We start from the raw sequence: 13,856 nt of genomic DNA, 5'->3' as shown, positions 1-13,856 counted from the left end.
CGACCGATGCCGCAAGCCCGAGCACCGCGGCTACCGTCGCCGGACGGGCGGGCGGCGCCTCGACGGCGTCGGCGGCAACCGCGGCGGCATCGACTTCGCTGTCGGCCGGCGCGACGGTTGAGTGCGGCGCCGGCAGGCAGCGGGTTGCAGGCACCGCGCTCAGGTGCCGGTGGCCGGCCGCCGTGAACGCGTCGCAGATCGTGCGGAACCACGCGCGATCGACGACGGCCAGCACGCGGCGCCCGTCGGGCAGTGCGTCCGGATCGAGCGCGATATGGCAGCCGAGCGGATCCTGGATCAGCTGATCCTCGACGATGTTGGGCAGCGCCTGACGCAGCTTCGGGCCCTTGAGCGGCGGCACGGTCGCGGCCAGCAGCAGCACGTCGCGCGCGGCGACGATCAGCACCGTCGCGTTCGCGCGCGGCAGCAGCGCAAGCGCGGCACGGCCGGCGCGCTGCACATGGCCGGCCTTGTCGACGAGCGTGAACGGCAGCTCGGGCCACTGCCATTCCTGCAACGGCACGGCAGGCTCGCGCGGCGGCAAAGAAACAATCAACGTGCTCACAAGAGCTCCTCTCCCGATTGGCGTCGTTATAGCTGGTCGCGAATGCGCACGACCCGTGTCGAATGCGTGGTCGGATCACGATACACGAGCGAGGTGCGATCGACCTCCGCGCGTTCATGCTGGATCCGGCCATGCACGATGAAATAGCTCGAATTGACGTCGATGACGCTCGAGTCGAGCGTCACGTTCGGCGCACCGGCGCCGCGCAGCGCGAGCTGCACGTCGCCGACGTTGCGGAAAAACACGGTCTCGCGGCGCGACACGAGCGCCTGCGCGGACGACACGCTCATCCCCGGCATCAGCGCCGCGATCACCTCGGCCGGCGCGGTGTTCATGTTCACCGGCGTCGTGGTCGGCAGCACGGTGACGAACGGGCGCAGCCGCGCGACCATCTCGGGCGTCACGCCGTCGACGTCGAGCAGGCTGTCGACGCCCGTCATCACCAGCGGCGCCGGCCCGCGGTCGCCGCCCGTCATGCCCGGATCGTCGGTGAAGCCGCCGCCGCCTTGCTGATCGGTCGTCACCGGCGCGGTGATCGGCGGCGCCGTGCCGCCACCCGGCAGCGTCGGCATCTGGAAACGCGTCGCCGAATTCAGCAGGCTCGCGCGCACCTGCAGCGCGATGCGCTTCGCGAACGCGCCGTCGTAGCCGAGCGTCGTCAGCAGGCGCTGGAATGCCTGGACCTGCGTGACGTTCAACTGCAGCACGCCGGGCGCCGGCGACGCCACGAGGTTGCGCAGGTTGAACTTCGCCTGCGCGTCCTCGATCGAGCCGGAGAGATAGGTGTCTTCGCTGCCGGTGTCGTTGGGTGCGCCGATCCGGCCGAGGAAGTCCGACAGTTTCGTCTTCGCGATCGGCACGCCCCAGATCCCGCCGAGATACGTGATGCCGGGCGCCGTGTCGCCTTCGGAGCGCAGGATCATCCGGGTCCAGTCGAGCGCGCCGCGCGCGACCCACTGCGCCTGCGCGATCACGCGCTGGTTCTCGATGCGGCGGATCTGCACCTGCTGGCGCCACAGCATCCCCGAGACGAGGATCGCCGACAGCGCGACGACGAGCAGCGCCGTGATGATCGCCGCGCCGCGCTGACGACCGCGTGCCCGTGCGCGACCGCTGGCACGGGCGGCAATTAATGAGCGGTGAGGGCGCGCGCGCATCGTCATTCCCCGACGAGGAAGATGCGCGTGACCGGCACGCGCAGCGACGTCGCACCGATGCTGACCTGCAGCCCCGTCACCGCGCGCGCAGGCGGCGCGTTGCCGATCTGCGGCACCTTGAGTGCATCGTTGTTCTGCGCGAGCGCTTCGTCGGCCGTCTGCAGGTTGGTGGTCCAGCCCACGCGCGGCACGTAAAGCTTCGCGTCGATCGCGCCGACGCCGCCCATCAGCGCGACCCAGCTCCAGCCTTCTACGCTGCTGTCCTTCAGCGTGCTGCGCAGCCGGTTCGCGTCGTCGATCGGCGGCGATGCGTAGCGCACGACGCGCCCGCCGGCGATCCGGTAACGGACCACCTGCAGCCGTGGCGCAACGCCCGGCACCTCGAGTTCGCGGACGATCTGCAGCGTATTGCCGGCCACGCCGATCGCCGGCTGGCCGGCCTCGTCGTCGGTCGCGGCGAGGCGTGCATCGATGCGCATCTGGTCGAACATCTGCGCGAACACGCGCTCGTCTTCCATCGCGGCCGCGACCTTGTCGCGGCCGCGCATGATCTGGTCGAGCCCGCGCCACGCGAGGATCGCGACCACCGCGAGGATCGCGATCGCGATCATCAGCTCGATCAGCGTGAAGCCGCGGGCAGGGCGGGCGAGCGGGCGTCGCATCGGCGCGTCAGAGCGGACGGCTGGTTTCATTCGCGACCACCGTCACCATCTGCGCCAGCACGCCGGTGTGCCCGGGCATGCTCACCGAAATCCGCACGCGCCGGAACACCGGGTTGGGCGTGGTGCTCACACGCTGCGTGCAGACGAGCTGCACGTTGCCTTGCGAGCAGTCGAAACTCTGTTCGCCGATCTCCGGCCACGCATGCGTGAGCCGCATCTGCGCGAGCGCGTTGTCGGCGCTCCAGCCGGCGAGCAGCCGGCGATGAAGATCGGACGCATTGTTCGCCATCGTGCCGACCGCGCGGATCGACGCGGCGAGCGCGACCGCGATGATCGCGAGTGCGACCAGCACTTCGATCATCGTGAAACCGCGCGATGAAGAAACGGAAGAGGGCAGGCGACGACGCATCGTCATTGCACCTCGTAGCGGCCGTTGCCGGTGCCGACGATCGTCGCGCTGCCGACCGCCGAATGCAGTGTCACGCGCACCGGCGTGTCGATGCTCTCGGTGCCGAACACGACGCGATTCGCGTGCGTGTCGGACCCCGGATAGTCGATATCGGCGCCGGTGACGCCACCGTCCCAGTCACGCGGGCGCAGCAGGTCGTCGCGCAGCGTGCGCCAGCCGTCGGGCGAGTTCACGTCGAAACGGAAGCCGTGCGCGGTCGGCTGCCACGCGATCGGCCGGGCGCGCACCTGCGCTTCGTCGCCGGCCGTCTCGAACAGCAGCGCGATGCGCTGCGCTTCCTCGCGCAGGTCGGTGCGCGGATTGCGCGTGAGCGACAAGGACGCGAGCGACACGAGCAACCCCGCGATCACGAGCACGACCAGCATTTCGAGCAGCGTGAAGCCGCGCGCGCGATGACGCCGCGCACGGGGCAACGCCTGCCCGCCGTCGGCACGCGCCGGCGCGGACGAAGCCGCGCCGCGACGCACACGGCAATCGCGGCCGCAGCGGGAGGTCGTGCGAATAGCGAGCATGGAGAACGGGAACGATGCGTCTGGCCGGTCAGTGAAGGCTTATTGCCACGAACCGATGTCGGTGTCGTTGCCTTCGCCGCCTTCCTTGCCGTCGGCGCCGTAGCTGAACACGTCGATCTCGCCGTGCACGCCCGGGTTCAGGTACTTGTAGCCGTTACCCCACGGATCGTTCGGCAGGCGCTCGAGATAGCCGCCGTCCTTCCAGTTGTTCGGGATCGGATCGGTGGACGGCTTCTGGATCAGCGCGTTCAGGCCCTGATCCTGGGTCGGGTAGCGGCCGTTGTCGAGACGGTACAGCTTGAGCGCCTGCATGATCGTGCCGATGTCCTGCTTCGCGGCGATGCGGCGTGCCTCGTCCGGGCGGCTCATGATCTTCGGCACGATCAGTGCCGCCAGGATCCCGAGGATCGCGACCACCACCATGATCTCGATCAGCGTGAAACCGCGCTGACGACGCACGGCCGCGTTGCGGCGAGTGATCCACGTTTGCATGACTGACTACCTCTTTCCAAAAAATGTCGTTGGTTGAGTGACGCACCCGGCGCACCGGACGATTGCCTGACGGCAACCTTCCGAACCCGCGGGCGCGGAGCACGCATTGTAAGGCGCGCATTGCCGAGGGCTTTCACCCAACGCAAATTTCATATACATCCGTACAATAGCGCGCATGAACGCGCTCTCGATCCGGATCCTCTCCCTAGCCCTCTTCGCGGGTTTGTGCGCGACGGCCACCTACTGGGTCGTCACGCTGTCAGCCCGTGAAGCGCCGCTGCCCGCCGCCGCCGCGCGGCTGCCGATTCGCACCGAGGACGCCGCGGCGCTCTTCGGCGGTCAGCTCGACAAGAATCCCGTGCAGGACATCCACCTGTTCGGCATCCTCGCGCTCGACCACGGTGGCGCCGCGATCGTCGGCGTCGGCGGCGAACCGCCGCGTGCCGTATCGCTCGGCGCGGACGTCACGTCCGGCGCCAAGCTCGCCGAAGTCCGCCCCCGCTCGATCATCGTCGAGCGCAACGGCGCCCGCACCGAAGTCCAGCTCCCCGCCAACACGCCGTCCCCGGCGATCTACGTGCGCTGAAGCCGAAGGCGACGGCCCGACCAACGGTCAGGCCGTCACTGCACCATGTTGTTCAGTTCGATGATCGGCAGCATCACGGCCAGCACGATCACGAGCACGATGCCCCCCATCGCCAGGATCAGCAGCGGCTCGAGCAGGCTCGTCAGGAACATCGTGCGGCGTTCGAGCTCGCGCGCTTCGCCTTCGGCCGCACGATCCAGCATCGTCGTCACGTCGCCCGTCGCTTCACCCGAGCGGATCAGGTGCACGAGCACCGGCGGAAACGTCTTCACGTTGTTCAGCGCGCGCGACAGCGCGGAGCCTTCGCGCACCCGCACGATCGCGTCGTCGATGTTCGCGCGCATCGCGCGGTTCGACAGCGTCTCGCCGGCCGCCTGCAACGCACGCAGGATCGGCACGCCCGCCGCGGTGAGGATGCCGAGCGTGCTCGCGAAGCGCACCGTGTTGTAGCCGCGCACGAGCTTGCCTGCGAGCGGCGCGGTGAGCACCCAGCGGTCGAACGCGAGGCGAGGCCCGTCGCGCGACAGCGTCGCCTTCACGAACCACACGATCAGCACGACCGCGATCAGGATCGCCCACCACCAGTGCCGCACGAAATCCGACAGCGCCATCATCACGATCGTCAGCATGGGCAACTGCTGCTTCGTGCTCGCGAACACGTTGACGACCTGCGGCACGACGTAGCTCAGCAGGAACGTGACGATGCCGAATGCGATCAGCGTGACGATCCCCGGATACGTGAACGCCAGCAGGATCTTCTGCTTCAGCGCGTTGCTCTGCTCGATGTAGTCGGCGAGGCGTGACAGCACGATGCCGAGCTTGCCGGTGTGCTCGCCCGCCGCGACGAGCGCGCGGTAGATTTCCGGGAAGTCGCGCGGATGCTGGCCCAGCGCATTCGCGAGCGAATGGCCGCCGAGCACTTCGGCGCGGATCGCGGCCATCAGTTCGCGGATGTAGTCGCGCTCGGCCTGCTCGGTCAGCACGCCGAGCGCCTCGTCGAGCGGCAGCCCGGCGATCAGGAGGCTCGCGAGCTGGCGCGTGAGGATCGCCTGTTCGCGCTGCGACAGCTTGCGGCCGAACGCGAGCCGCTGCGAACGCGCCCCGCGCGTCGCGCTGGCGGCCGGCTCGACGACGAGCGGCGTCAGCCCCTGCGTACGCAGCTGGCCACGCGCGGCACGCGCGCTGTCGGCATCGATGACGCCTTTCTGCGCGCGTCCCGCCGAATCGATTGCTTCGAAACGGAATGCCGGCATCGCGCTATGCGCCTCCCGTCACGCGCAGCACTTCCTCGAGCGACGTCGCGCCCGACGCGAGCCAGCGCTCGGCATCGTCGCGCAGCGTGCGCATCCCTTCCGCACGGCCGGCGGCGAGAATCTCCGCGTCGGCCGCGTTGCGGTGGATCAGCGAACGGATCGACTCGTCGACCAGCAGCAGTTCGTATACACCGCGCCGGCCCGAATAGCCCGAATGCCCGCACTTGTCGCAGCCGACCGGATGCCACACGGTGCGGCCTTCTTCCTGGCGCTCTTCCTTGCAGACGGGGCAGAGCTGGCGCACGAGCCGCTGCGCGAGCACGCCGAGCAGCGACGACGCGAGCAGGTAGGGCTCGACGCCCATGTCGGTCAGACGCGTGACGGCCGAGGCCGCATCGTTCGTGTGCAGCGTCGCGAGCACGAGGTGGCCCGTCAGCGATGCCTGCACCGCGATCTGCGCAGTTTCGAGGTCGCGGATTTCGCCGATCATGATCACGTCCGGATCCTGGCGCAGGATCGAGCGCAGCGCACGGGCAAAGGTCATCCCGATCCGCTCGTTCACCTGCGTCTGGCCGATCCCGCCGAGGTCGTATTCGATCGGGTCCTCGACGGTCATGATGTTGGTCGTCGCGGTTTCGAGCCGCGACATCGACGCATACAGCGTGGTCGTCTTGCCCGAACCCGTCGGGCCCGTGACGAGCACGATGCCGTGCGGGCGCGCGATCAGCTTGTCGAATTGCACGAGCGTGTCGCGGCCCATCCCGAGCGCTTCGAGGTTCAGCCGCTGCGCATCCTTTTCCAGCAGACGCAGCACCGCACGCTCGCCGTGCCCGGTCGGCAGCGTCGACACCCGCACGTCGACCGGCCGGCCGCCGACGCGCAGCGTGATGCGGCCGTCCTGCGGCAGGCGCTTCTCCGCGATGTCGAGCTGCGCCATGATCTTGATCCGCGAGATCAGCGCGCCGTGCAGCGCCTTCTTCGGCCGCACGACGTCGCGCAGCGTGCCATCGACGCGAAAGCGCACCACCGATGCGTTCTCGAACGGCTCGATGTGAATGTCCGACGCCTGTTCGCGCGCCGCTTGCGTGAGCAGAGCGTTGATCATCCGGATGATCGGCGCGTCGTCTTCCGATTCGAGCAGATCCTCGACTTCGGGGATGTCCTGCATCAGCCGCGACAGGTCGACTTCGCCTTCAACCTCGCCGACCACCTGCGCAGCGCTGCCGTCCTGGCGCGCGTACGCGTGGTTGATCGCCTGCGCGAGTTCGTCGGCCGGCACGCGATGCACGGAGATCGAGCCGAAGTTGCGCGCGATCTCCGCGAGCGCGGCGTCGCTCGTGCGTTCGCTGATCCACACCTCGAGCGTGTCGTCGAGCTGGTGTGCGATCAGCACCTGGCCGCTCTTCGCGAAGCCGTACGGCAGCAGTCGCGCGGCGAGCGGCGACGGCGGCTGCCGTTCGCCCGGCGCGCCGTCGTGGACGGAAGACGCGTGCACGTCACTCACTGCGACGCTCCCGGCGTGGCCGTCAGCGGCTGTTGCGGCACCGTCTGCTGCGGCACGCCCTGCGGCTGCGCGGGTGTCGCCTCCGGCAGCGGCTGGGCCGGCACCGGCACGACCTGGCGTTGCACCTGCTGGCGACGCATCTTGTCGAGATCGAACAGGTTGCCCGCGGCCGTGCCGCCCTGGCTCGGGCCGATCGGCATCGGCGGGACGACCGGATCGTCCTTGTCGCGGATCACGTTGTTGTCCGACTTGTAAGCACCCGTCACGCCCTGGATGTAGTCGTAGCGGTTGGCCGTGACTTCCTGCGCGGTGCTGCGATCGGAGATGATCACCGGGCGCAGGAACACCATCAGGTTGGTTTTCGCGCGGATCTTCGATTCGGAACGGAACAGCTGGCCGATCCACGGGATGTCGCCGAGCAGCGGCACCTTGCTGTTCGACACCTGGTAGTTGTCCTGCATCAAGCCGCCGAGCACGATGATCTCGCCGTTGTCCGCGAGAATCGTCGACTGGATCGAGCGCTTCGTGAAGGTCGGGCCGGTCTGCGCGCTCGTGGTACCCGCGACGACCGCCGAATCCTCGGTATAGAGCTGCAGCTTGAGGATCCCGCCGTCGGTAATCTGCGGCTTCACGTGCAGCGTCAGGCCGACGTCGCGACGATCGTAGGTATTGAACGCATTGTTCGTGTTGCCGCTCGTCAGGTTCGAATACGAGCCGGTCGCGATCGGCACGTTCTGGCCGACGACGATCTTCGCTTCCTCGTTGTCGAGCGTGATCAGGTTCGGCGTCGACAGCACGTTCGCGTCGCTCACGCCCGCGAAATACTGCAGCAGCGCACCGAGCCCCTGCACGCCGAACATGTTGTGCAGCCAGCCGATGTTGAGCCCTTGGGTCAGCGACCCGAGGTTGGCGGCCAGACCGCCTCCGGTGATGCCGCCGGCAGCGTTGGTCACACCGCCCGCCGTCAGGTTGACGATGCTGTTGCCCAGGCCGGCCGTAGGGTTCAGGTTCGTGCCGCCGAGGAACTGGCCGCTCGCCACCTGCCACTGGATGCCGAGGTTGCCCTGCGTGTTCGAGTTCAGTTCGACGATCAGCGCTTCGATATAGACCTGCGCACGCCGCGCATCGAGCTGGTCGATCACCGAGCGCAGGTTCCGGTAAACCGGATCCGACGCGGTGATGATCAGCGAATTGGTCGCCGCATCGGCCTGGATCATCCCGCCGGGCTGGTTGTCGTCGCCCTTGTCCTTGTCGCCGCCCAGCAGGCCGGCCGAGCCGAGCCCGCCGCCACTACCGGACGAGCCGCCGTACGACGACGAGGACGACGAGCCGCCGAGGCCGCCCGACGGCAGCGGCGGGGTGCCCGACGTGCCGGTCGAGAAGTTGCCGCTCGACGACGAGCCGCCGTTCTGGTTGAAGCTGTTCGCATCGTTGGACGATGCCGACGAGCCGCTGTCGCTGCCGCTCCCCTTGCCGAGCATCCCGCGCAGCGTCTTCGCGAGCTTCACCGCATCGGCGTTGCGCAGCGCTACGACGTGCATGTTGCCCGGTACGCCGCTCGGCGCGTCGAGCTGCTGCACGAGCCGCTTGGCGGCCGCGAGGCGCGACGCGCTCGATGCGCGCAGCATCAGCGAGTTGGTGCGCGGGTCGGCCGTGACCGACACCTTCAGCGTGGCGTCACTGTTGCCGATCGCGCCCGGGTCGAGCATTTTCTGCAGTTGCGCGGCGAGGTCGATCGCGTTCGCGTTGCGCAGCGGAATGACCTGCACCTGCGCGCCCGCAGCGCTGTCCACGCCCGCGATGATCTGCGCGATGCGCCGCACGTTGTCCGCGTAGTCGGTCACGACGATCGTGTTGTTCGCCGGGTAGGCAGTGACCGTGTTGTTCGGCGAGATCAGCGGCCGCAGCACGGGCAGCAGGTTGTTCGCCGATTCATTGTGCAGCTCGAACACCTGCGTGATCACCTGGTCGCCGCGCGCCTGCGGTGCATTGCCGACGTAGGTCGGCACGCCCTGCAGTTTCGCGTCGGCCTCGGGCACGACCTTCAGCACGCCGTGATCCTGCACGAGTGCGAAGCCCTGCATGCGCAGCGCCGACTGCAGCGTCTTCAGCGCCTGGTCTTCCGGCACCGGGCGCTCGGCCACGAGGTTGAGCTGCCCCTTCACACGAGGGTCGACGATGATGGTCTTGCCGGTTGCGGCGCCGATCGCCTTGGCGACCTGGTCGATATCCGCATTCACGAAATTGAGCGTGACCTGAGCGTAGGCGGCCTGCGAGACGATGATGCCGGCGACGATCAGGGTCGTGGCGACACGCCGCATAACGAAGCGATTTCTTGTCATGGATGAATGGGTCGATGCCGGCTCAGGCCACTTCCGGCGGTAGTGCTGGGATCCAAGTCCGAAAGAGGCGACATTAGCAGTTTTTCATGTCCGAAATATCACATTGATCCGAGGACTGTCTCACATACGACATGTATCCGGTGAACCGTATGCAATATGTAAGACTCGGCACTGTTCTCGGCATGCCGTCCATCGCCCCCGTTTCATGATGAATCGACACGGAAATGCGGTATAACCGGGCTGCCGTATTCCTGTATGTCGCAAGCTGACGGACTGTCGGTATGATACGGGCGGCACGATTCTCGTCGCACGAATAACAGGCACGGGTTTTCCCGACCCTCGCGTATTTTCTTGTCAATTTCGCACCATGAACAGACGGTTCGTTTCGATCGCGTTGATCGCCGCCGGCGTGTATTTCGCCAGCGCGAACGCTCGCGCGGACTGTTTCGACGAAGCGGCTAAATATCAGCAGGTCAATCCGTTGATCCTGCGCGCGATCGCGTGGCAGGAATCGCGCAACCGGCCCGGCGCGCTGAACAAGAACACGAACGGCTCGGTCGACTACGGCCTGATGCAGATCAATTCGATCCACCTGCCGACGCTGTCGCGCTACGGAATCGGCCGCGACACGCTGATGGAGCCGTGCAAGAACGTGTACATCGCCGCGTGGCACCTCAAGCAGAAGATGAACCGCTACGGCAACACGTGGCAGGCGATCGGCGCCTATCATTCGGAAACCCCGTCGCTGCGCGACAAGTACGCGCGGCAGATCGCCGGCATCCTGACCCAGTGGAAGCTGCTGCCGCCCGCGCCATGACGCGGCGCCGCAGCGCGGCCTGACGCCGTACCGGCCAGCCGGCGCGCGTTTGATGCACAATGCGGATCTCACGCCGCAATTTCGCCCGTCCGCGGGACGATCGCGCCCCGGAAGGGCGTCGCGGCCGCTTTTTCAATTTTTCCGTTGGTGCATATCGCTATGAATCCGGCAATGAACCAGCCGTTGCCCGTCACCGTGCTGTCCGGCTTCCTCGGCGCCGGCAAGACCACGCTGCTCAATCACATCCTCGCGAACCGCGCGGGCCTGAAAGTCGCCGTGATCGTCAACGATCTCGCGGCGGTCAACATCGATGCATCGCTCGTGCGCGACGCGCAAGCGCTGTCGCACGTCGAGGAACGCCTCGTCGAGATGTCGAACGGCTGCATCTGCTGCACGCTGCGCGACGACCTGCTCGTCGAGATCCGCACGCTCGCGTCCGAAGGGCGCTTCGACGCGATCATGATCGAATCGACCGGCATCGCGGAGCCGATGCCGATCGCCGAAACCTTCACGTTCGTCGACGACGATGGCACGTCGCTGTCGAAAATCGCGCGGCTCGACACGCTCGTCACCGTGGTCGATGCGTACAACTTCCTGCGCGACTACGGCTCGGACGATGCGCTCGCGACGCGCGGCATTGCCGCATCGGAAGAGGACGATCGCACGCTCGTCGAGCTGCTGATCGAGCAGATCGAGTTCTGCGACGTGCTGGTGATCAACAAGGCCGACCTCGTCCCCGCGGACGACCTCGCACGCCTGCAGCACATCCTCGCGCGACTCAATCCGCGCGCGCACCAGGTCGTGTCGACGTTCGGCAACGTGCCGCTCGACGAAGTGCTGAACACGGGCCGCTTCGATTTCGACGAAGCCGCGAACGCGCCGGGCTGGCTCACGTCGCTCGATCACGATCACACGCATTGCGACGACCCGGACTGCCATGACGAACATCATGCGCACGTGCACGGCGAAGCCGACGAATTCGGCATCGACAATTTTGTTTACCGCGCGCGCCGGCCGTTTCATCCGGCACGACTCTGGGCGCTGTTGCATCAGGAGTGGCCGGGCGTGCTGCGCAGCAAGGGCTTCTTCTGGCTCTCGACGCGCAACGACATCGCGGGTTCGCTGTCGCAGGCAGGCGGCGTATGCCGGCATGGCCCGGCAGGTCTCTGGTGGGCGGCGCAGGATCGCGCGGAATGGCCGGACGACGATGAGCTGCTCGGTGAAATCCGCGCCGAATGGCACGGCGATCTCGACGATCGCGCAGTGGGCGATCGCCGGCAGGAACTCGTGCTGATCGGCATCGCGCTCGACGCGGATGCATGGCGCGCGAAGCTCGATGCGTGCCTGCTGACCGATGCGGAATTCGCACTCGGCGCGGCCGGATGGCATGCGTTCGACGATCCGTTCCCGGCGTGGGATGTCGATTCGCACGACGACGACGATCACGGCGACACGCAGATCGTGCACGCGTAACGCGTTGTAAAAACAACCGTTAAATCTTGCAAGAGGGGCGCGGACTGTGGCGAAAATGCTGCGCGCGCCCAACAAAAAACCCGCCGAAAGGCGGGTTTTTCTTGGAACAGGCGCTGGTTTAACGCTTGTTGACGGCGTCCTTGAACGCCTTGCCAGCCGTGAACTTGACCGTCTTGGCTGCCGGGATCTTGATGGTTTCGCCGGTCTTCGGGTTGCGGCCCGTACGTGCTGCGCGCTTGCCCGAACCGAAGCTGCCGAAGCCGATCAGCTGAACCGCATCACCCTTCGACACGGCCTTCTTGATGACTTCGAGCAGCGTGTCCAGCGTTTCGCCGGTTTGAGCCTTGCTGGCGCCCGTTTGGGCGGCGACGGCGTCGATCAGTTCCTGTTTGTTCATTAAGGTTCCTTTATCAGGTTAGGTTGACACGAACAGCGCGAACGCGCCGATTATACGTGCGCGAACCGTGCCGTCGAGAGTCAGACTCCGACGACACAGCGCCGAATCCTGGCCCGCGCGACGCGCCCTCCGGTTAGCCGGTGGCCACCCCGCGGTACGGCGTTGCTATGATAGCGCAGCGCAAACCCAATAACGACAAGGGTTTCAAAGATTTTCATCGGTATTTCGCCGAATGAATCATCGACTGCCCGTTTTTTGACCAGCGCCACCCGGACAGGATACGCAGCGCGGTCCGCCCGTGCGCCGCGCCGTTGGCTTTTTCCAACGACCGGTCGGACGGCCCCGCGCAATCCCTTGCCAGGCTTGGCTGCCACGTTTTTTGTTTCGCATGACCGACCGACTTGTTCCCGCCTCGCTCGCGCTTCGCGACGACGGCACGCTCGTCTCGCCTGAGTTCGGCGACCTCCATCGCGGCGCATCAGGCGCACTTGCGCATCGCGTGTTCGTCGCCGGCAACGGGTTGCCGGCGCGCTGGCAGGGCCGCCGCACGTTCACGATCGTGGCGACCGGATTCGGCGCGGGCGGCAGTTTCCTCGCGGCCTGGGCCGCGTGGCGTGACGATCCCGCGCGCTGCGAGCGGCTGCATTTTGTCGCAGTCGAACCGCATCCGTTCTCGCGCGACGACCTGCGCCGCGCGGCTTCCCATATCGTTGCGGACACAACCATATCCGCCGATGTCGATGCACTTGCCGACGTATGGCCGATGCTTGTACCCGGCCTGCACCGGCTCGAATTCGACGAAGGGCGCGTGGTGCTCACGCTCGCGTTCGGCGATGCAATCGACATGCTGGGGAAGATCGTCGCGCGCGCCGACGCGTTCTGTCTCGACGGCTTTGCGTCGTCGAACGACGCGGATCTGCAAGCAACCGACGTGGTCCGCGCGCTCTCGAAAATCGCCGGCGAACACGCAACGTTTGCAGTGCATGCGAGTTCGGACGCGTTGAAACACGCACTCGGCAAGTCGGGTTTCACGTATCGCGAGGTCGACGATCTGCTCGTCGGCGAATATGCGCCGCGCTGGCGCGCGCGCCGGCACGAGCCGCCACTTGCACTGCCTGTTGCAACGCGCCGCGCGATCGTGATCGGCGCGGGCCTGGCGGGCTGCGCGGTCGTCGAACGCCTGGTCGCGCGCGGCTGGGAAGTCACGCTGATCGAGCGGCACGACCGGATCGCGAACGAAGCATCGGGCAATCCGGCCGGGGTATTCCATCCGTTGATGACACGCGACGACAACGTCGCGAGCCGGCTCACGCGCGGCGGCTTCCTGCATGCGATCGCACGCTGGCGCGCACTCGAACGTGCAGGCCATGCATTCGCGCGCAGCACGCACGGGATGATTCATCTCGCCGAATCGGCCGACGACTTCGAACGGATGCGCGATGCATTCGATGCGTTCGGTGCGCCGTCCGACTATGTCTCGCTGCTCGACGTCGAGGCCGCGCGCGCGCGCCTGAACCTGCCGGTCGCGCAGGGTGGCCTGCTGTTTCCGCACGGTGGCGCCGTCTGGCCGGCCGGCCTTTGCGCGGCTCAATACGCGGCGGCCGGCGAGCGCGTGCGCTTGCTCGCG

General features: G+C 67.0%; 14 protein-coding genes. 4 read left to right on the top strand and 10 right to left on the bottom strand.

Going from position 1 to position 13,856, the window contains the following annotated elements; all coding sequences use genetic code 11:
* The 6 genes from gspL to gspG all read right to left on the bottom strand — a co-directional run.
* Positions 1 to 565 (bottom strand): type II secretion system protein GspL (gene gspL, locus G3N99_RS22505; protein WP_346778496.1); only part of this gene is annotated, 565 nt, incomplete at its 3' end.
* Between the two features lie 26 nt (positions 566 to 591).
* Complete coding sequence (gspK, locus tag G3N99_RS22500) at positions 592 to 1,722, bottom strand: type II secretion system minor pseudopilin GspK (protein WP_174940282.1); 1,131 nt, start codon at positions 1,720 to 1,722, stop codon at positions 592 to 594.
* A gap of 2 nt (positions 1,723 to 1,724) precedes the next feature.
* The gene (locus G3N99_RS22495) at positions 1,725 to 2,414 is read right to left on the bottom strand and encodes a prepilin-type N-terminal cleavage/methylation domain-containing protein (RefSeq protein WP_174940281.1); all 690 of its coding nucleotides are present in this window, start codon (positions 2,412 to 2,414) and stop codon (positions 1,725 to 1,727) included.
* On the bottom strand, positions 2,392 to 2,793 hold the full coding sequence (gene gspI / locus G3N99_RS22490; protein WP_011350481.1) for a type II secretion system minor pseudopilin GspI: 402 nt from the start codon (positions 2,791 to 2,793) through the stop codon (positions 2,392 to 2,394). The genes G3N99_RS22495 and gspI overlap by 23 nt, the downstream gene beginning before the upstream one ends.
* A gap of 2 nt (positions 2,794 to 2,795) precedes the next feature.
* A complete protein-coding gene (locus G3N99_RS22485; RefSeq protein WP_206123511.1) occupies positions 2,796 to 3,365 on the bottom strand; it encodes a GspH/FimT family pseudopilin in 570 nt (189 codons plus the stop codon).
* Positions 3,366 to 3,404: 39 nt separating this feature from the next.
* The gene (gene gspG, locus G3N99_RS22480) at positions 3,405 to 3,857 is read right to left on the bottom strand and encodes a type II secretion system major pseudopilin GspG (protein WP_011350483.1); all 453 of its coding nucleotides are present in this window, start codon (positions 3,855 to 3,857) and stop codon (positions 3,405 to 3,407) included.
* Positions 3,858 to 4,032: 175 nt separating this feature from the next.
* Here gspG and G3N99_RS22475 point away from each other — a divergent pair, with 175 nt between their 5' ends.
* The gene (locus tag G3N99_RS22475) at positions 4,033 to 4,443 is read left to right on the top strand and encodes a general secretion pathway protein GspC (protein ID WP_174940276.1); all 411 of its coding nucleotides are present in this window, start codon (positions 4,033 to 4,035) and stop codon (positions 4,441 to 4,443) included.
* Between the two features lie 35 nt (positions 4,444 to 4,478).
* Here the strand turns inward: G3N99_RS22475 and gspF are convergent, their stop codons facing one another.
* Genes gspF through gspD form a run of 3 tightly spaced genes read right to left on the bottom strand, consistent with a single transcriptional unit; the run spans position 4,479 to position 9,542 of the window.
* A complete protein-coding gene (gene gspF, locus G3N99_RS22470) occupies positions 4,479 to 5,696 on the bottom strand; it encodes a type II secretion system inner membrane protein GspF (protein WP_174940274.1) in 1,218 nt (405 codons plus the stop codon).
* Positions 5,697 to 5,700: 4 nt separating this feature from the next.
* Positions 5,701 to 7,200: a type II secretion system ATPase GspE gene (gspE, locus tag G3N99_RS22465; protein ID WP_174940272.1), complete on the bottom strand. Its 1,500-nt coding sequence runs from the start codon at positions 7,198 to 7,200 to the stop codon at positions 5,701 to 5,703.
* The gene (gene gspD / locus G3N99_RS22460) at positions 7,197 to 9,542 is read right to left on the bottom strand and encodes a type II secretion system secretin GspD (protein ID WP_206123510.1); all 2,346 of its coding nucleotides are present in this window, start codon (positions 9,540 to 9,542) and stop codon (positions 7,197 to 7,199) included. The genes gspE and gspD overlap by 4 nt, the downstream gene beginning before the upstream one ends.
* A gap of 367 nt (positions 9,543 to 9,909) precedes the next feature.
* On the opposite strand from gspD, the gene G3N99_RS22455 reads away from it, so the two are divergent.
* Entirely contained in the window at positions 9,910 to 10,359 is a 450-nt protein-coding gene (locus G3N99_RS22455; RefSeq protein WP_174940268.1) for a lytic transglycosylase domain-containing protein, read from the top strand.
* A 159-nt stretch (positions 10,360 to 10,518) separates the two neighbouring features.
* Positions 10,519 to 11,832, top strand: a complete 1,314-nt coding sequence (locus tag G3N99_RS22450; protein ID WP_206123509.1) for a GTP-binding protein — start codon at positions 10,519 to 10,521, stop codon at positions 11,830 to 11,832.
* Between the two features lie 118 nt (positions 11,833 to 11,950).
* On the opposite strand, the gene G3N99_RS22445 is transcribed toward G3N99_RS22450, so the two are convergent.
* Positions 11,951 to 12,229: an HU family DNA-binding protein gene (locus G3N99_RS22445; protein WP_006401505.1), complete on the bottom strand. Its 279-nt coding sequence runs from the start codon at positions 12,227 to 12,229 to the stop codon at positions 11,951 to 11,953.
* Positions 12,230 to 12,617: 388 nt separating this feature from the next.
* On the opposite strand from G3N99_RS22445, the gene G3N99_RS22440 reads away from it, so the two are divergent.
* The coding region (locus G3N99_RS22440; RefSeq protein WP_206123508.1) for an FAD-dependent oxidoreductase at positions 12,618 to 13,856 on the top strand (1,239 nt) is incomplete at its 3' end.

Origin of the sequence: Burkholderia sp. Ac-20392 (assembly GCF_017104585.1) — a bacterium.
GTDB classification, from domain to species: Bacteria; Pseudomonadota; Gammaproteobacteria; order Burkholderiales; family Burkholderiaceae; genus Burkholderia; species Burkholderia lata.
This window is presented reverse-complemented; position numbering and strand designations above follow the sequence as displayed.